This window comes from Marinobacter adhaerens HP15 (genome assembly GCF_000166295.1).
In the GTDB taxonomy this organism is placed as follows: domain Bacteria; phylum Pseudomonadota; class Gammaproteobacteria; order Pseudomonadales; family Oleiphilaceae; genus Marinobacter; species Marinobacter adhaerens.
Genome location: NC_017506.1, coordinates 893,972 through 911,589, shown reverse-complemented (window position 1 = coordinate 911,589; position 17,618 = coordinate 893,972). Strand labels below are relative to the sequence as shown.

The following is a 17,618-nucleotide window of genomic DNA, read 5'->3' as shown; positions in this document are numbered from 1 at the left end:
TCCTCAATACTCCAACGTCAGTAATACCACAGACACATTGTCACCCGCCTCGTTTGCCAGGCCGGCATCAATCATTGCCTGAACCGTGCGCTCCATGCCGTCACTTTCCTTATGGATTTCAAGCCACCGGTATTCCGGAACCGAATCAGTTAACCCATCGGAACACAGCAGCAGCACATCTCCTTCATCAAGCGTTTCACGCCGATAACTGGGGGCCGCCTGCTCCACCGTTCCCACGGCCCTGGTCAGGACATTCCGGAACGGCACATTGGGCACGTCGGCCCTGGTAATGCTGCCGTCTTCCAGCATGTTCTGGACCACGGTATCGTCCCGCGTGAGACACAGCGCCTGGCTGCCACGCAGGCTGTAGCAACGGGAATCGCCAATGTGAGCAATATGCGCCTGATTGCCACTCAACCAGGCCACCACCAGTGTCGTGCCCATTTTTTCAAGTCTTGGATCCCCGGAACGGCGGCTCACTATGCGCTCATTGGCCAACCTGAAGGCCCGATCCAGTTTTCCCCGGATATCCGCATCCGTGGTGCCGCTCGAGGCATCGGCGATTTCAGGCTCAAGGGATTCGATGATGGCATCAACCGCAAGGCGACTGGCAACCTCGCCTCCCTGGTGACCGCCCATACCGTCAGCAACCACCAACAACGCCTGGTCACCCGCATCATTGATCCGCCAGTCCACCACATCCTGGTTTGATTCCCGGACGGCCCCGCGATGACTCTGGCCGGCAACGTGATATCGCATCAGGACGACACCTCCTGGCCAGCCTCACGAACGGCCAGACGACGCACGGCCTCGGCCATGGTGGCGGCACTGGCAAAGCGCTTGTCCGGCTCGCGCTGGATAGCCTTGTTGATCAGGCGGACCACCCCGTTTGGCAGATCCGCGTTGAACTCGCGGACGCTGCGTGGGCGCTTGTTAAGAATCTGGTAGGTCAGGTTGGCCAGGGTATCGCCCTGATAGGGTGTTTCGCCGCTCACCAGCTTATAAAGCGTTACGCCCAGGCTGTAGATATCGGAGGCACCGGTTACCTTCTGACCCTTCAACTGCTCCGGCGACATATACAATGGGCTGCCCATTACCGCGCCGGTGCGGGTTCGCGAGTCATCGGAGATCTTGGCAATGCCGAAATCGGTGATCTTTATATCGCCATTGTCGGGATTGAAGATGATATTCCCGGGCTTGATGTCGCGGTGGACGATTTTCTGGCTGTGAGCGTAGGCCAGAGCGTCCGCCACGCGGGCAACTATATCCAGAACCCTGGGCAGGGGCAGTAACCGTCCGGTTCTGCCGAATTCACTGAGCGGACGTCCTTTCGCATAGTCCATGGCGATATAGGCGAGGTCTGCCTCCTCGCCAACGTCATACACGGTGACGATAGCCGGGTGGCTCAGACGGCCAGCGGCTTCTGCCTCCCGGAAGAATCGCTCCTTGAGATCCTGAAGCTGTCCATCATCAAACGCCTGGTAGCTGAGAGTCTTGATGGCAACGGTACGGGCAATCTTCGGATCCTTGCCCAGATAAACCACACCCATGGCCCCTCGGCCAATCTCCCGCTCGATTTCGTACCTTCCGAGGGTCGGGCGACTAACGGCGGGCTCGGGCATCAACAGGGTGCGGGTATTGTCGAAACTCCCTCCCTGCATCAACGAGTTATCCGGCGCGAGCTTTTCCAATGCCGACAGCCTCGCGGCGGTATCCCGAAAACCTTTCTTTCGCTCCTGAATACTGCGGTAGGTGCTGACCGCCTTGTCGTACTGGCGCTTGCGCTCCTGCTGGATGGCGACGTCGTAGCGCAGCTCGATCTCGCTTTCACAGTCGGGGCAGCGATCCAGCGCTTCGAGGGCCTCGTCTGTATGACCTTGTTGCAGAAATACCTTGGCCAGCTTCAGCCGCGCATCCCGCACATTATCTGTCAGTGCACGGATGTGTTTGCGGGGCTGCAGCCAGAACAGCATCACCACGTAACCGACCACCAGCAACGTGAGCACCACGCCAAACGGCACCCAGGCGTTGCGGTAGAACATCAAAGCCGCCTGGATCACCACGAGCGAGCCACCAAGCAAAAGAGTGACCGGCAGGGAAACGGCCGCGCCCATCGCCGGAATTGCAAGCACCAGATACAGTGCCGCAATTGCCAGCCCGGCGGTCACCGCCATGTCGGACCAGAGTGGTTCCGAAAGCCCCCGATCAGCCATAGCCGGCCCGAATGCCTCCTGCGGGAGAATCGTGGCCGGGGTCGCGCCCTCTGGCACGCCGAGAATGCTGAATAGCGCACGGTCAGCCCAGCCAACGAGGGCAAGCTGGTCCCCCATGAGGGCAAACACAACAGCCAGAACGAGAATAACGGCCCGCAGACTGAACAGGCGCGGTATGAAAGAGAGTATGGCGTTCACAGGCAACTTTGTTATAAATGGTTGATCTGGCTAGTTTAGAAAGCGTGGCGGAACTTCGATACAACGACCGGGGTGTTTTTTGTAAGTGTTTGTTTACCTGAGAGAGAGGTCACGTATAGTTATGCCGTCGTTTACCTCAGGGATGATGGAAATACACACATGACACTGAAGTTACTGATTCTCCTGCTGTTGCTCACCCTGGCCGGCATCGGCCTTTACCACACCCAAAAGCCACTGCCGCCAGGCATCAGCTATCGTGGAACCCCGGTGCCATTGGAGGAACCCGTCCTGCTGACAGACGTCACCCGTCACTATCAGAACGGCCGTGAGGAGCGAGACCATGAAATCTTCGACGAGGTGTTCCGGCTTGTGGGACAAGCCAACGAGTTCATTCTCATTGACATGTTTCTGTTCAACAGCACCAAGCCGGAGGATGTAGCCCACCGGCCTCTGGTTCAACAGCTCACAGAGGCCCTGCTGGCGAGAAAAGCGGAGAAACCGGAGCTATCCATCACGGTTATCTCCGACCCCCTGAACACCATGTATGGCGGCACGACGTCACCCTGGTTTCAAGCCCTGCGCGATGGTGGCATTCCGGTTGTGGAGACGGCACTCCGGCCGCTACGGGACAGTAATCCCACCTGGTCTTCAATCTGGCGGCTGTGTTGTCAGTGGTTCGGCAACAACCCCGACGGAGGCTGGCTGGACAACGCCCTGGGCACCAGGCCTGTTACCCTTCGAAGTTATCTCGCCCTACTGAACTTCAAGGCCAACCATCGCAAGCTTATGGTCGCGGATGAGGCGGGCTCCTTGAGGGCCATCGTTACCTCGGCCAACCCCCACGACGGCAGCAGCCGGCATAGCAACCTGGGGCTTAGCTTCACGGGGCCGGCGGTCTTTGATCTGCTGAAAAGCGAGCGGGCGGTTCTCGCCATGTCGGGAGCGGACACCACGCCCATTGATGAGCGAATCAGCATGGCTCCCGAAGTCACTGGAGAACCGCAAAAATCCGAAATCCCCCTGGTGGCAGTGCTGACCGAATCGGAAATCCGGGATCAGGCTCTGTCCATGATTCAAGAGGCCTCGGCCGGTGATCAGCTGGACATGGCCATGTTTTATCTCTCACATCGCGATATTGTCACAGCCCTGGTCGACGCCGCCAGACGGGGCGTTGCACTGCGAGTTCTGCTTGATGCCAACAACGAGGCCTTCGGCCACCAGAAGAGTGGCATTCCCAACAGGCAGGTCGCCATGGAACTGGTTCGCGCAGGCGTTCCGGTACGTTGGTGTAATACCCTGGGTGAGCAATGCCACACTAAACTGTTGATGTTGGCCAGAGAAAACGGCGCAACAGAACTGCTCCTGGGTTCGGCCAATTTTACCCGGCGCAATCTCGACGATCTGAATCTCGAGACCGATGTCTGGGTATCGGTGGTGGAGCAGTCACAGGTTGCGAGCGGAGCCCGGCGATTCTTTGACGAGCAATGGCAAAAAGGCCCTGGCGACGATCCGGTGATGAGCCTGCCCTACGAGCGTTGGGCCGACGAATCCAGACTTCGCTATTGGCGCTACCGGATTATGGAGGCGACCGGCCTGTCGACCTTCTGAACAGAACAGGACAAAAGCCATGACAACACCCGTGCATGCGCGCCCTATCGCAGAGCGTATCGACTGGCTGATGGAGCTCAGCCGAGCCCATTCGGCCAGCTTCTGTAGCCCGGAAAACCATTTGGCCAGGCAGCGCTACCTGGCAGAGCACAATACCCAGATCATTGCCATGAAGTGCATGGATGGCCGCATCCACCTGCCCTACGTGACCCAGACGCCTCTTGGTGTCATTCACCCGTTCCGGAACCTTGGCGGGATCTTTGAGCTGGGCTGGCCCTACCTTGGCGACATGCTGGCGGACACGGTCCAGCAAGCCGTAACCCAGGGACGACGAGTGCTGATCATCATTACCTACCACTATTCAAAAGGTTCACGGGAACGGGGCTGCGCCGGCTTTGACTGCGACCGTGAGGCCGCCATGCGCCATGCGTTCCAGATCCGGAGCCAGGTGGAAAAGCTGTTCGGAAACGGCCACCGAACGGTCTATCCCCTGGTATGTGGTTTCGAGAGCGACGAGGATGCACTGGTTCTGCACGGTAGCCAGGAGCGAACGCTGGATCTGTCTACCGTTCCTGTAACGCGACTTGCCGATATGGCCTCCGAAATCGCCTCCCTTTGTCCGGATATGCCGGAACCGGTTCAGCGTGATCTGCTGCCACTGGTTGAGGGCAATATCCGGCACGTGAACGAGATTCGGCGTTTTGACCGGGAACTGAACATAGAGCACCGGGAGTGGGTCATCTGCCTTGGCAGGGGGTTCGATTTCCTGCACGCACCCAACGTAGCCCTGATCATCGGCCCTTACAGCCCGGATCTGTCCCATCCCATCCGCCAGGCCGCCGGGATCATAAAGAGCAACATGGATAATGGACGTGTTCCGGATGATGGTTTCCTGCTGCTCTGCTCCGCGCCCTACCAGGAACCGGGCACCCAGAAGGCCCGGGCAGAACTGAAATCGGCGTTCCTGGCAGAGTTCGGTGCCAACGTTATCCGCCAGGCGTACCCAGACCTCGCCAGCCGAATGGTCGCACGCTCGGCTATACTCCATTGGCCGGAACGAAAGCTGCAGGTTTGTGAATCCTGAACGATTCGTATGTTGAGGGAACGCAACCGACTGTTTTATCGTCCGGTTAGTGCAAGATGACTAACAAACCGCTACACCGGAAGTAGCCAACGAACAGGAGTGACCCATGTCAGGCATTCGCAAGCACTTGAGGTACGTTTCCTTTTTTATGGCCATGATGATGGCTCTTGGTTCCGTCTGGTCGGCCACCGCTACCGCCGGCATGGTTGGAACCGGCGAAATGATCGGGCAACAACAGGTTCAGCTGGACCGGCAGGAGCTGATCAGCATGCTCGACAGACAGGATGTGCAGGCCAAGTTGGCAGACCTTGGGGTCAGCCAGGACCAGGTCAAGGAACGCATCCAGAACCTCACGCCCGCGGAACTGGCGGATTTTGAACGTCAGCTCGCCGAGGCCCCTGCAGGGCAGGATGTGGTCGGCATCATTGTGTTGTTCCTGCTGGTATTCATTATCACCGATATGCTCTGTGCTACGAATGTCTTCCCGTTCGTGAACTGCATTCGATAGCGGGATCAGTGGCTGTCATTTTTCCCTCTCTAGAAGCGACATCCAGCAGGCTGATCCTGATGTTACTGGTCAGCCTGCTGGCCGGTTGCGCCAGTGCTCCCAAATGGCCAGCGCCCGAAACTTACCAGGCCATGCTGCCCGACAAGGTTGTGCTGGACGACGTACCTTTCTACCCCCAGGAAAGGTATCAGTGCGGGCCTGCGTCGCTGGCAATGATGCTGAACAGCCAGGGCCTTTCATCCAATCCCGATATTCTCAAGGAGCTGGTTTATATTCCGGGCCGGGAAGGCTCCCTTCAGGTCGAAATGATCGCTGGCGCACGCGCCCATGGCATGTTGGTTTACCCGCTGGACGGTAGATTAGAAAGTGTCCTGACCGAGATCGCAGCAGGCAATCCAGTCCTGGTTATGCAAAATCTGAGGTTTGGCTGGTGGCCCCAATGGCACTTTGCGGTCGTCATCGGCTATGACGCCGGCGAGCGAGACCTGATACTCCACACCGATACCCGCAAGCGTGAAGCGATCGATCTGGAGGTTTTCACAAATACCTGGGGGCGGACCGACAACTGGGCCGTCACTATTCTGCCGCCGGATCGGGTTCCAGCTACCGCAGCACCGCTTCGTTTTCTGCAATCCGCCCATGACCTCGAAACAACCGGACGAACGACAGCCGCCGGCATTGCCTATAAGACAGCCGAGACGACCTGGCCGGACCAACCGACGGCCACTATGGCCAGAGGCAACCTTGACTGGCAGTTGGGCCACCAAGACGAAGCACAGGAGCATTTCTTGCGCGCGGTGAAACGTTTTCCGAAATTCGCCGAAGGCTGGAACAATCTCGCTTTCGCGCTGCAGGCGAGCGGCTGCACAAACATTGCGACCCAGGCGGCGAGATGCGCCGCCGCACTGACACCGGTCCGCTTCGGTGAATCAGAATTGCTCAAACAAGAAGGCACCACATCCGCGGAACAGTGTCCTGCACTTCCCGAGTGCCCAAGGGAAGCCCCCTAGGCTGGCTTCCGGAACAGAGCCACATCCTTTCTCGGTATTTCCAGGTGCCAGCCAAACCGGTTGGCGAGCAGCTTGAAGGTGAATTCCCGGTAGAAGACCACATGGGTCGGGTCACGGCGATAATGCCAGTTGTCGAACCGGTCATCGTCGGTCTGGAAGCAGGTCATCACACCCAGCCAACCACCGGGCTTCAGCATCCGGTCGAGTTCCCTGAAAACGCCAGCGGGGGCGTAAAGATGCTCTACCACTTCGGTACAGGTTATGAAATCGTAGGTCTGATCGAGAGCCACTGCTGAGGGATAAAAATAGGGATCGTAGAGACTGACTGCCATGCCTTCCGCCTCAAGCATCTGCGCCAGTGCAGGGCCGGGGCCGCAGCCGAAATCCAGGCCGCTGGCGCCCGATGGCAGGCGCTCAAGCAGAGGTTCTGTCAGTTTCGAGAGAAATGTCCGGTACCCCGGATCAGACGGGTCATTATCATGCAGTTGGTAAATTTCCCGCTCCTGCTCAGGCGATAACCGGCAGGACGCATCCATCACCGTCGCCTCGCAGACATCACATCGAAGGTAACGCTGGGCCTTCACTACACGGAAATCCGAGAGACTGCCCTGCTCGCACACCGGACAATGACTCACACCCTCACCTCGGATCAAGTCCCGCGGCCGCCCTCATGCGGGCATCGAGTTCCCGGGCGTCAATCTGATCGGACGCTATGATCTCTGCCCGGCTGTAGGCTTGCGGCTCACCCTGAATAACGGTCAGGGCTCCATCAACCACATTGATCGCCCGCCAGCCGTCCACGGTCTGAACGACAGCCTTGAAGCGCACAAAGGCTGAGTCCATGGCCATCACCAGCAATGCGTTCTCATCGAGTATCAGTTCCGGATGTATGCGCCAGCCAACACTGAAATGCCCCTGTCCCTGATTGGTAATCTGTTGCCAGGGCTCGTCATCAATAGCGGGGGCCGGCGATGCAGTCTTATGATGGTGGTGATGGTGAGCTTCCGGATCGGTCACCGGCAGGGCATCCGATTGGCCGTCCAGCCAGCCCGGTGCCAGATGCCCGAACCGCGTGTGGTGAATCGCCCGCTTGGCGGGTTCCAGTTGTGCGGCCCACTCATCAAAATGAGTCAGTTGCTCCGGGGTGCAAAGATCAGTCTTGTTGGCAACGAGAATATCCGCCGCAGCCACCTGATCCCGGAACTGCACATTGCCGAGCACCTTCGGTTCTTCGAGCCTTCGGGGGTCCACCAGGCAGATTACAGGGCCCATGGCGAGCACATCCTGATAGTGCTCGCTGGTCAGGGTGTCCAGAATCTGAGAGGGGTGACCGAGCCCCGTCGGCTCAATCAACAGACGATCGGGCTTTGCCTTGTGAATCAGCTGGTTGAGCCCTATCTGCATCGGCAGGCCGGCAACACAGCACATGCAGCCGCCGGGTATTTCCTTGATGAAGGCGCCTTCGGTCTTCAGCATGGCGCCATCGATGCCCACCTCGCCGAACTCGTTGACCAGAACCGCCCAGACCTCGTTTTCCGGTTTGCTTTTCAGAAGATCCAGAATGGCGGTGGTTTTACCGACACCCAGAAAACCAAGTATCAGACTGGTAGGAATAGGTTGAGCCATGGCGCCGGAGGCACTCCTCTAGGAATCAAATGTTATACTATAACAATTTATCCGCCGGAACGATCCTCTTTCAGGAACAGTCCGACGGCCTTGTCTGATAGCAGGGCATGAGCAAGTGCCGGATAGGGCAGATAGTGAACAAACAGGGTGGCGAGTGTGACTGCATCCATGCCGGCATCCAGGAACATCCAGGCCCCGAAGGCGACGAACAGGGCGCCCAGAAAACCGCCATAGATCCATAGCGCCCGTGAGCGCTCCTCCGGCATCGGCAAACGCTCAAGGGTCCGTGCGATTGAGAAGCTCATGTAGACGGCAATCAGTGCCGCAATGACCAATGAGGCCAGCAACCCGGTAAATCCGATCAGATACCGGAACAGGTAGTTGGTCAGGAAGAACAGGGCAATGCAGGTAACGGCAACAATGGTGATGCGTGTCTTTTCCATGGCGGCTCAGGGTTTGTTGGTTTTAAGGATAGGCGCAAAGAATGGCAGAGACGCCCGGAAAGAACCACCCCTGCTGCGACCGGGGTTCCAGACTGATATGATGCCCGTCATTCTCACTGGCAACCGGACACCCGATGACCACTGGCAATTCCACCCGGCTCAACAAATACATCAGCGAAAGCGGCATGTGCTCCCGCCGGGAGGCCGATCGCTATATCGAGCAAGGCAACGTCTACATCAACGGCAAACGAGCAACCGTGGGCGACCAGGTGCTTCCGGGTGACACGGTCAAGGTGAACGGCCAGGTGATCGAGCCACGGGCTGAAGAAGATCTCGTGTTCATTGCACTGAACAAGCCGGTAGGGATTGTCAGCACCACGGACAGCGCGGAGAAACACAATATCCAGCGCTTTGTGGGTCACAGCGAACGCATCTTCCCGATCGGACGCCTGGATAAGGACTCCCAGGGCCTCATCTTTATGACCAGCAACGGCGACCTGGTCAACAAGATACTGCGGGCGGGCAACAACCACGAAAAGGAATACCTGGTTACCGTCGACAAGCCGGTCACCCGGGAATTCGTGGAGGGTATGGCCAATGGTGTGCCGATCCTCGGAACCATGACGAAAAAGTGCAAGGTGTCGCGGGAGTCACGATTTGTCTTCCGGATCACCCTGGTTCAGGGCCTCAATCGCCAGATCCGTCGCATGTGCGAGTATTTTGGCTACGAGGTTACCAAACTGGAACGGATCCGGATCATGAACGTGAGCCTGAAAGGGCTTGCGGTGGGCCAGTGGCGGGACCTGAGCGAGAAAGAGCTGGCCGGGCTGTTCGATGCCATCCGGGATTCGTCTTCCGAAGCCCCGCCCGGCGCTGGCAAGCCAGCAAAAAAGAAGTCCGGAACGAAGGCCAAACCAAAGCCTGATCGCAAGCCTGGCTCTGCATCCACACCAGGTAAGCCCGGTGGCGCCAGGCGCCCCGGCCCGAAAGGCAAGCCCGCACCTGGCAAAAAGCCGGCATCGGGCAAACGGCCAAAAGGCGGCAAGCCAAGGCAAAAGAGCGTTAAACGGTAAGCGGGGCTTGCACCTGGCCGCGCCGGGCTACTTTTTCACCCACTTACCGCCCATTTGCACATACTGGCCGGACGGAGTCTTCTCAATCGCCTTCTTGCCTGCAACCGTCTCCACCTGGGTTACCGGAATGTTGTGTTTTTCGGCAATGCGCTTGTACTCATCCCGACGGGCGCTGTTAATGGCTTCCACCACTTCCTTCGCCTGCCCTTCGGCGCGCACCACTTCCAGATAACCCGTCGGTGTTTCTCCAACCAGCCCCTGCTGCTTGACCGAGTCCAGTTTCTGTTTGGCTTCATCCAGCCCCATGGCAAGCACGGAGGCGCTGATACCGAACGCCAAAACCAGCGCAAACATCTGTATCAATCGTTTCATCTTCAACCCCTCAAACTTTCCGGACACAGTCAGAACAAGCCCTGTTCGCTGAACAGGTCATCCACTTCCTTATCCACTTTCACGTAGATTTCGTGCTGGATTTTCACGTTCAGGTTGACCGTAATCGGCTCCTTTGGCGCCGCCATCTGCACTGTCGGCGTGCAGGCAGCCATCGCCAGAGGAAGCATCAGTATCATCAGTGTTCTTGCCATGGGCGACCTTTCAGGCCACCAGGGCCGCACGAGTTTTATCATGGTGCTTTCTCCTCACCGGATTCCTGCAGCAATTTCCGGACGCGCCTGGTAACAGCTTCATTGACCCTGCCACTCAACTGCAGACTGGTGAGCAGCGCGGGAATGTCTTCCTCAAGATTGACATTGAGTACCACCGGCTGCCCACCCCTCAGGTCCGGATTCTTACCTTCGAGGCGAAGGCCAAGGCTCAACTTACCCTGTTCATCGTAGTCTATCGTGCTGTTGAGGACTGAATAGTGAAAGTTTTGCAACGCCTGGACCACGATGTCCATGGCCTGGTTGCCACCGAGCATCGCCTGGAGCTTGTCCGCCGGCAACTGCAAACGGCCACCAGGATCTATTGCGGAAATACTGCCTGCACTCACCTGCACCCCATCGCCACTGATGCCCAGAGGAACTCGCCCACGAAGCAACCCGCTTCCAGACAGTCCTTCGGCTGGATACACGGCCATCAGACGGCTGAGGGAGACGTCCTCAACCTCCACAGGGATGCGGCCAGACCCACCTCCCAACTCGTACCTGGCGGGAGGCACTCTGAGGGTACCTTCGAGGAACCGGGCCCTGGCCTGCTGAACCTCCAGAGTGCCGGCCAGCAATTCCGTGACCGGCGCGCTGTAATTCCCGGAAAAAAGAACCGAGGTGACGGGAATGCCGGCATTAATCTCGCCAACGGTCATGTCCCTGAAACGGGTCGTAATCCGGGAATTTTCCAGCGATCCTCGCACTTGGCCGGTGAGTCCGGAGACTGCGGTCCGGTTAAAAACACCACCAACACCCTGCAGCTCGGCACTGCCACTGGCGGCAACTTCACCACCCTGACCGGTCGAAACTTCCATCGACAACCGGGCATTGCCAGAATCCACTGTCAGCAGATCCGGCCATCCGACCAGGGTTTCTGCCAGGGCCTGAACGCCCTGTTTACCGTCGATAACAGAGTCGATGGCGACGGATACGCCGCCTTCGGGATTGAGCTGGATATCGAGATCAGCCGTAAAGCCGGACTCGGAAGCCAAGGTGCCCTGCACCCTGAGATCTGCCAGGCGGCCCTTTGCCCTTCCCTGGAAGTTCCACGTTTGCGGCAGTAATTGCGGATGTTCGACGCGCGCGGCATCGACCCTGATGTCGCCATCAATGGAAATGCGCTGCGCCCAGGGGCCATTTGCGCCATAGTTCAGGGTAACCGTTGCGTTGCTGAGATCCGTGCGCAGGTTGTTGAGCGTCAGCGGCTGGTCTACACCGACAAACGTGAGATGTTCCGTCAGAACAAGAGACGAAGGGGCAAAATCGATGGTTGCGACATCACCGTTGGCGGTCACAGAAGGCCGGACATCTGCACGGCTGCCTGTTACTTCCCATCCGCCGGACCGTATATCCGGCAATGCCATACCCACCGAGCTCTGTTCAATGGCAAAGGACCAGCCTGCAACCGCCAGGGGCCAGGCCACCAGAGCCATACCACCGGCCCAGAGAAGCCCGCGGCCGATGCGTTCAGGCTTTACAGACCCTCTACTGGGCAAAACGACGCTCCTGTCGACTCGGTTTACTCACCACGCCAGGACACGCTGTACAGATCGTGCCGGCGGTCCTGAAGGTTTTTAACGGTACCACTGTTGCGGGCAGTGATCAGTACTTCCGGGCGCAGATCCGCAAAGGCAACCGTCTCCACGTTGGGCTCGGTGTCAGCGGCGATGCCATCCCTGGCGAAGGGAAAGTCGCACGGCGTCAGGATGCAGCTCTGGCCGTACTGGATTTCCATATTCGGGACATTCGGCAGGTTGCCGACGTTGCCGGACATCACCACGTAAACCTGATTCTCTACAGCTCTGGCCTGGCAACAATAGCGAACCCGCAGGTAGCTCTGCCGCTCATCGGTACAGAAAGGCACAAAGATGATATGCACCCCCTGGTCCACCAGGTGGCGGGTCAATTCCGGGAACTCCGCGTCGTAGCAGATCAGCACACCGATGGTGCCGCAGTCCGTCTCGATGGCGCTGACCCGGTTGCCGCCCTGAACGTTCCACCAGAACGCCTCGTTGGGCGTCGGATGGATCTTGGGCTGGCTGAACACCTGGCCATCCCTGAGAAACACGTACGCCATGTTCCGGATGGTGCCGTCTTCCTCACGGACTGGCGTTGAGCCGGCGACAATATTGATGTTGTGGCGCAGAGCCAGATCCCGCATCAGTTCACGATAACGCTCTGCGTAGTGGGTGACTGCGGCAAAGGTCTCGGCTGGGCTGCCCTTGCGGGCTTCGATGGAAAGCAGTTGCAGGGTGAACAGCTCGGGGAACACCACAAAGTCGCCCTTGTAGGTGGAAACAACATCGACAAAATAGCGGACAATCTCGCTGAATTCGTCGAACGATCCCACCGGGCGTTGCTGGTACTGAACCGTGCCTATGCGAACGGTATCGCGCATGCGTTGACCGTAGCGCTTCCGACGGCCGTTGTTCTCCGACTGGGGTACTTTCGGGTTACGCCAGACCAGATGAATACCATAGCCCATGGAATCGTGGTCGGCATCGAGATAATGCGGAATAATTCCGTGCACTTCGAAGCCCTGATGAAGCTGGAAGGAAAGCACCGGATCCTTCTGTTCCTTGCTTCGAATGGCCTCCACATATTCCTCGACGCTCGTGAACTTCTTCAACCGCTGGCGCAGGCTCGGCAAACGGCCGGCAAACACCACGCCCTGCAGGTTCAGGGCCTGGCATAACTGCTTGCGCTCATTGTAGAGCCGCTCCCCAATGCGGTAACCACGGCATTCCGGATCAACACAGACTTCCATCCCGTACAACCAGTCCCCCTCCGGGTCATGCCGCGAGGCATAACCGTTACCGGTGATGGAGGTCCAGTCGTGGGCAGCGAGTGCGATCTCTTCCGCAATCCGAAACGTGGCGCAGTAGCCGACCACGGTGTCTCCGAGCATGGCAACAAACTGGCCGTCGGGAAAGGTATTGATCTGCCCGGTCAACGGCCCCTTGGTATAGCCGTACATGCCCGTGCCTTCATAAACCCGGCGACTGAGCTGGATGATGCCTGGGATATCTGCAAGCGTGGCATTGCGGACGTACAGACGCTGATCAGGATCGGAAAACGGGGGGCACATAGACACCTCAGGAAAGGCGTTGATTTCCCCTCATCTTTGGTGGGACGACAGGGATTCGTCAAGACAAATCGGCTATCCGGCGTTGCGCAGGGAGAAGCGATCGACCACTGAATACACGGAACCGGCCGGGCCAGGTTTGCTTTCGAAAAGCACAAATTCAGTAACCTGGAACTGGCCAAATCCATTGTCACCATATTCAACCAACAACGGTTCAACAGAACCCGGCTGGCGTTTGAAACGGGCCAGCGTAATGTGCGGGCGAAATGCCCGACGTTCAGCCACAAAGCCCAGACTCTCCAGTCGCCGCCCGAGAGTCTGGTGCAGCGCAGCCACCGGTGCCGCCGGCTGAACACCGGCCCATAGATTCTTCGGCCTTTCGGGCTGGCCGAAACAACCAACGCCGGCAACCTCAAGCGGGAAGGATTCCGAATCTATCTCACGGGCTGAACTGGCTACGGCTTCGAGACCTTCCCCGCTCACCTTCCCCAGAAACAGGAGGGTGATGTGCAATTGCTCAGCACTCTGCCATCTGGCGCCTGTCACCGGTGATCTGACCTTCAACAACCGGGCCTTGATTTCAGCCGGAAGCTCCAGCCCGAAAAAAAGCCGTGGCAACGCTCTATTCCTCGTAGATCATCTTGCGCACCATGCCGCCATCGGCCACAAAATTCTGGCCAGTGATAAACGAGGCCTCCTGCGAAATGAGGTAGGCCACCAAGGAGGCAATATCCCCAGGTTGCCCTACCCTGCCCGCCGGGTGCTGCAGGTGGTCGTTTTCGGAAAGCGGTTCAACCGGCTCTGCGCCGCCCTGCCAGGCCCGGGTATCGATCCAGCCGGGACTGATGCAGTTAACGCGGACATCGGGCCCCAGGCTCACAGCAAGGGCATGAGTGAGTGCCACAATGCCACCCTTGGTAGCGGCGTATGCCTCGGTGTCCGGCTCGGACTGAAGCGCCCTTGTGGAGGCCATATTAACGATAGCGCCTTTCGTTTTTCGAAGGTGCGGCACCGCATGCTTGGTGACCAGGAACGGCCCGGTCAGGTTCACGTCCAGTCGGCGCTGCCACTGATCCAGGCTCAGTTCCTCAATCGGCCCCGTCTCGGGGTTGGCGATTCCGGCATTATTGATAACGGCGTCCAGACGGCCGCCCCAGCGAAGGGCTTCGGCAACGATGCGCTCCACATCGGTTTCCGAAGCCACATCGCCGGGCAGAAAGTGCAGTGCATAATCTGCACCGGCGGCCAACCGCTCACCGACGGCACTGTCGGTGTCACAGAACGCCACCTTCCAGCCAGCAGCGGCCAGGTGAAGCACAATGCCCCGGCCGATGCCTTTGGCGCCGCCGGTCACCAATGCGACGCGATCGGTTTGACTCAAAACAACCTCCGTTACGACCGCCCCTACCGGTTACTCAACCTTGGGCGTGGGCCGGACAAGAATTTCATTTACATCGACATGTGCCGGCTGAGCCACGGCATACATGACCGCATTGGCAATGTCCTCCGGCTTCAATGCATGGCCAGGACGTTCATCAAAGAAGGGCGTGTCCACCATGCCCGGTTCGATCAGGGTAACGCGGATACCGGAGCCACGGAGCTCCTCACGAACACCATAGCCAATGGCGGTTACCGCCCATTTGGTCGCACTGTACATGGAACCGGGAATGGTGGCACGGCCTGCCGCAGAGCCGGTTAACAGCAAGTGGCCCTTGCTCTCTTTGAGCGCCGGCATGCAATGCTGGAGGGTCAGGCCCACACCGTAGATATTGGTCAGGATCATATCCTTCCAGACGTCCGGGTCAGCACCGCTGAATCCGCCAGGCTCACCACCGCGGCCGGCGTTGGCAAACACCGCATCAATGCGGCCAAAGGTTTTCAGGGCCTGGTCGACCATGTTTTTCTGGTCATCACCGCTCTGGACGTCGCACTGGACCGTCAACACCTTTTCTTCGCCACCCAGCTCCTGCTGCAGGCCTTTCAGTTTGTCTTCAGAGCGCGCGGCCAGAACCAGCCGATAGCCCTGTTTCGCGGCCGCTCGCGCTGTTTCCGCGCCGATGCCTGACGACGCGCCAGTAATCAGCATTACAGGTTGATCTGCCATAAGCTTTTTCTCCTGTTGCTTGGGAAGTGTGGCTAGGGCTACGCCCGGTGACCCCAGACCGATCAGTCAGTAGATCTGCAGCAGGATGAGAGCGACGATGGCCAGGGCCAACAGAAACCAGCGGGCGTAGTGGTCGGGGCGATCCTCTTGGTCGCTGGCAGCCCGGCTGAGACTGCTGCCTGACGTCTGCTCATACTCGGACACCAGTTGCCGCGCCCGGTAGAGATCCTCATCATCGACATGCACGTTGCTGAAGCCCGCGGCACCAATATCACCCATGGCACCCTGAAGGTAATGGCCTCCGACATGGGCTTCAATACCGTTGGCTTCCAACAGACCAGCCACAATGTGGGCTTCGGTTATGTCTCTGGCCCGATAGGCTATTTGCAACACGCAACTCCTTCTGTGACCGTTCCGGGCAGAACCGGGACAAATCTGCGAGTATCATTTGAAGGATAGTTCGACCTGCCCGGTGGGGCCAATAACATACGGATCGACCATGCTCTGGATTATTCTCGCCATCATCGTGTTCATCGTTGCCGCAACCCTGCTTCTGTTCCGGCTTGAGGATCTGTCTCATCTGGATCGGGATGATTACCCGATCAAAGACGCAACACCAAGCGAAGCCAACCGGGAAGTGCTGGGACGCATCCGCGAGCTTGGGCAATCTTCAAAAGGCCTGCGCGGCAAGGCGCGGCTGATGGCGCTCCGAAAACACATGGACGGGCTGAGTGAAGGCATTGAACTCGCCTCGGAGCTGCGCCATTGCGAGTCACCCCGTGGCGAATGGGTTCTCGCCCCGGGATGTGATACCCGCCGCCGAATCCTGTACATTCATGGTGGCGCCTGGGCCGCTGGCAGCCCCAGAAGCCATCGGGCCATTACCGACCGTTTATCGCAGATAACCAGAGCCGCAGTGTTCGCACTGGACTACCGTTTAATGCCGGAGAACCGGTTTATGGACGGTGTAAGGGATTGCCGCGAAGCCTATACATGGCTCCTGAAACACGGCCCTGATGGCGCCGAACCGGCTGATTTCATGGTGGTCGCCGGGGATTCTGCCGGCGGTAGCCATACTCTCGGGCTGATTGCGTGGATTCGTGACAATGGCCTGCGCCAGGCGGATGCCGCCATCGCGTTCTCACCATCCACCGATCTGACCCTGACCGCGCCGAGCAACCGCAACAACATCGGTACCGATCCACTGCTCGGGCCTGTGTTTGGTGGCCTGTCGAAAATCCCGCTGCCGGTCATCTGGTGGGCCACTCTGGCGGCATTCCGGGTCTCCCCGACCAGCCCTGTCGCCTCACCATTACGCGGGAATCTGAAGGACCTGCCCCCAACGCTGATACAGGCCAGCGACACCGAGATGCTGCTGGACAACGCCCGGCGTTACGCCGCGCGGGCAGAAGCAGCAGGTTCTCCGGTTACCCTCCATACCTGGCCGGGAATGGTGCACGTATGGCAGATCTTTGTGCCCTTACTTCCCGAAGCGGAGGAGGCTTTCGATGACATCAGGGCTTTCCTGGAGCAGCTGGAGTCCCGGGGTAGCGCACAGGCTTCGGCCTAAACCTGGACCTTGCCCCGCAGGGCCTTGGTTTTTCCTTTTTTGGTCTTCTTGTCCACACGCTTGCGCTGTGAGGACCGGGTCGGTTTGGTGGGACGTCGGGCCTTGCGGGGTTTGACGGCCTCCTGGATAAGCTCTTTCAGCCGCTCCAGCGCATCCTCCTTGTTTAACTCCAGGGTTCGGAAAGATTGCGCCTTGATGATCAGCACACCCTCTTTACTGATTCGCTGATCATTGAGCGACATCAGTCGCTCCTTGTAGAACGGTGGCAGAGAGGAGTTAGGAATATCGAAGCGCAGGTGCACCGCGGAGGCGACTTTATTCACGTTCTGGCCACCGGCACCCTGGGCCCGGATCTGGGTGATTTCGATTTCCCAGTCAGCAAGTTCAACAGCGTTGGATAGTTTCAGCATCTGCTAAGGTTAACAGAATCCAGAACCGTGGGCTTTCAG

20 protein-coding genes are annotated in these 17,618 nt (G+C 58.5%); 6 read left to right on the top strand and 14 right to left on the bottom strand.

The window, feature by feature from the left end; translation table 11 throughout:
* Positions 1-3: 3 nt before the first annotated feature.
* Positions 4-759, bottom strand: a complete 756-nt coding sequence (locus HP15_RS04485) for a protein phosphatase 2C domain-containing protein (protein ID WP_014576383.1) — start codon at positions 757-759, stop codon at positions 4-6.
* Complete coding sequence (locus HP15_RS04480; RefSeq protein ID WP_014576382.1) at positions 759-2,411, bottom strand: serine/threonine-protein kinase; 1,653 nt, start codon at positions 2,409-2,411, stop codon at positions 759-761. Before HP15_RS04480 ends, HP15_RS04485 begins: the two co-directional genes overlap by 1 nt.
* 159 nt (positions 2,412-2,570) lie before the next feature.
* On the opposite strand from HP15_RS04480, the gene HP15_RS04475 reads away from it, so the two are divergent.
* The 4 genes from HP15_RS04475 to HP15_RS04460 all read left to right on the top strand — a co-directional run bounded on the left by HP15_RS04475 (position 2,571) and on the right by HP15_RS04460 (position 6,621).
* On the top strand, positions 2,571-4,019 hold the full coding sequence (locus HP15_RS04475) for a phospholipase D family protein (protein WP_014576381.1): 1,449 nt from the start codon (positions 2,571-2,573) through the stop codon (positions 4,017-4,019).
* Between the two features lie 19 nt (positions 4,020-4,038).
* Positions 4,039-5,103 (top strand): carboxysome shell carbonic anhydrase domain-containg protein, encoded by a 1,065-nt coding sequence (locus tag HP15_RS04470; RefSeq protein ID WP_014576380.1) that lies wholly within the window; start codon positions 4,039-4,041, stop codon positions 5,101-5,103.
* A 106-nt stretch (positions 5,104-5,209) separates the two neighbouring features.
* Positions 5,210-5,611 carry a PA2779 family protein gene (locus tag HP15_RS04465; protein ID WP_041645035.1) on the top strand — a complete coding sequence of 134 codons (402 nt, stop codon included), beginning with the start codon at positions 5,210-5,212 and terminating at the stop codon, positions 5,609-5,611.
* Between the two features lie 59 nt (positions 5,612-5,670).
* Positions 5,671-6,621 carry a PA2778 family cysteine peptidase gene (locus HP15_RS04460; RefSeq protein ID WP_041645033.1) on the top strand — a complete coding sequence of 317 codons (951 nt, stop codon included), beginning with the start codon at positions 5,671-5,673 and terminating at the stop codon, positions 6,619-6,621.
* Here the strand turns inward: HP15_RS04460 and HP15_RS04455 are convergent.
* From HP15_RS04455 to HP15_RS04445, 3 genes are all read right to left on the bottom strand, one after another.
* Positions 6,618-7,157, bottom strand: a complete 540-nt coding sequence (locus tag HP15_RS04455) for a class I SAM-dependent methyltransferase (RefSeq protein ID WP_169702207.1) — start codon at positions 7,155-7,157, stop codon at positions 6,618-6,620. The genes HP15_RS04460 and HP15_RS04455 overlap by 4 nt on opposite strands.
* 103 nt (positions 7,158-7,260) lie before the next feature.
* Positions 7,261-8,247 carry a CobW family GTP-binding protein gene (locus HP15_RS04450; protein ID WP_014576376.1) on the bottom strand — a complete coding sequence of 329 codons (987 nt, stop codon included), beginning with the start codon at positions 8,245-8,247 and terminating at the stop codon, positions 7,261-7,263.
* 47 nt (positions 8,248-8,294) lie between these two features.
* Positions 8,295-8,690 carry a hypothetical protein gene (locus HP15_RS04445; RefSeq protein ID WP_014576375.1) on the bottom strand — a complete coding sequence of 132 codons (396 nt, stop codon included), beginning with the start codon at positions 8,688-8,690 and terminating at the stop codon, positions 8,295-8,297.
* A gap of 134 nt (positions 8,691-8,824) precedes the next feature.
* On the opposite strand from HP15_RS04445, the gene rluF reads away from it, so the two are divergent.
* Positions 8,825-9,763, top strand: coding sequence for a 23S rRNA pseudouridine(2604) synthase RluF (rluF, locus tag HP15_RS04440; protein ID WP_014576373.1), 939 nt, complete (start codon positions 8,825-8,827; stop codon positions 9,761-9,763).
* 27 nt (positions 9,764-9,790) lie between these two features.
* Here rluF and HP15_RS04435 read toward each other — a convergent pair whose 3' ends face one another.
* The 8 genes from HP15_RS04435 to HP15_RS04400 form a co-directional block, all read right to left on the bottom strand.
* Complete coding sequence (locus HP15_RS04435) at positions 9,791-10,135, bottom strand: YdbL family protein (RefSeq protein ID WP_008175984.1); 345 nt, start codon at positions 10,133-10,135, stop codon at positions 9,791-9,793.
* 29 nt (positions 10,136-10,164) lie between these two features.
* The gene (locus HP15_RS04430; RefSeq protein WP_014576371.1) at positions 10,165-10,347 is read right to left on the bottom strand and encodes a YnbE family lipoprotein; all 183 of its coding nucleotides are present in this window, start codon (positions 10,345-10,347) and stop codon (positions 10,165-10,167) included.
* A gap of 38 nt (positions 10,348-10,385) precedes the next feature.
* On the bottom strand, positions 10,386-11,906 hold the full coding sequence (locus tag HP15_RS04425) for a YdbH domain-containing protein (protein ID WP_227499700.1): 1,521 nt from the start codon (positions 11,904-11,906) through the stop codon (positions 10,386-10,388).
* A gap of 23 nt (positions 11,907-11,929) precedes the next feature.
* Positions 11,930-13,498: a bifunctional GNAT family N-acetyltransferase/carbon-nitrogen hydrolase family protein gene (locus HP15_RS04420; RefSeq protein WP_014576369.1), complete on the bottom strand. Its 1,569-nt coding sequence runs from the start codon at positions 13,496-13,498 to the stop codon at positions 11,930-11,932.
* Positions 13,499-13,570: 72 nt separating this feature from the next.
* A complete protein-coding gene (gene thpR, locus HP15_RS04415) occupies positions 13,571-14,113 on the bottom strand; it encodes an RNA 2',3'-cyclic phosphodiesterase (protein ID WP_014576368.1) in 543 nt (180 codons plus the stop codon).
* A 4-nt stretch (positions 14,114-14,117) separates the two neighbouring features.
* On the bottom strand, positions 14,118-14,876 hold the full coding sequence (locus HP15_RS04410) for an SDR family oxidoreductase (RefSeq protein ID WP_041645032.1): 759 nt from the start codon (positions 14,874-14,876) through the stop codon (positions 14,118-14,120).
* Between the two features lie 30 nt (positions 14,877-14,906).
* Positions 14,907-15,599 carry an SDR family oxidoreductase gene (locus HP15_RS04405; RefSeq protein WP_041645030.1) on the bottom strand — a complete coding sequence of 231 codons (693 nt, stop codon included), beginning with the start codon at positions 15,597-15,599 and terminating at the stop codon, positions 14,907-14,909.
* A 66-nt stretch (positions 15,600-15,665) separates the two neighbouring features.
* A complete protein-coding gene (locus tag HP15_RS04400; protein WP_014576365.1) occupies positions 15,666-15,992 on the bottom strand; it encodes a putative signal transducing protein in 327 nt (108 codons plus the stop codon).
* A gap of 106 nt (positions 15,993-16,098) precedes the next feature.
* On the opposite strand from HP15_RS04400, the gene HP15_RS04395 reads away from it, so the two are divergent.
* Positions 16,099-17,169, top strand: a complete 1,071-nt coding sequence (locus HP15_RS04395) for an alpha/beta hydrolase (RefSeq protein WP_014576364.1) — start codon at positions 16,099-16,101, stop codon at positions 17,167-17,169.
* On the opposite strand, the gene arfB is transcribed toward HP15_RS04395, so the two are convergent.
* Positions 17,166-17,579 (bottom strand): alternative ribosome rescue aminoacyl-tRNA hydrolase ArfB, encoded by a 414-nt coding sequence (gene arfB, locus HP15_RS04390; RefSeq protein ID WP_014576363.1) that lies wholly within the window; start codon positions 17,577-17,579, stop codon positions 17,166-17,168. The genes HP15_RS04395 and arfB overlap by 4 nt on opposite strands.
* Positions 17,580-17,618 lie beyond the last annotated feature (39 nt).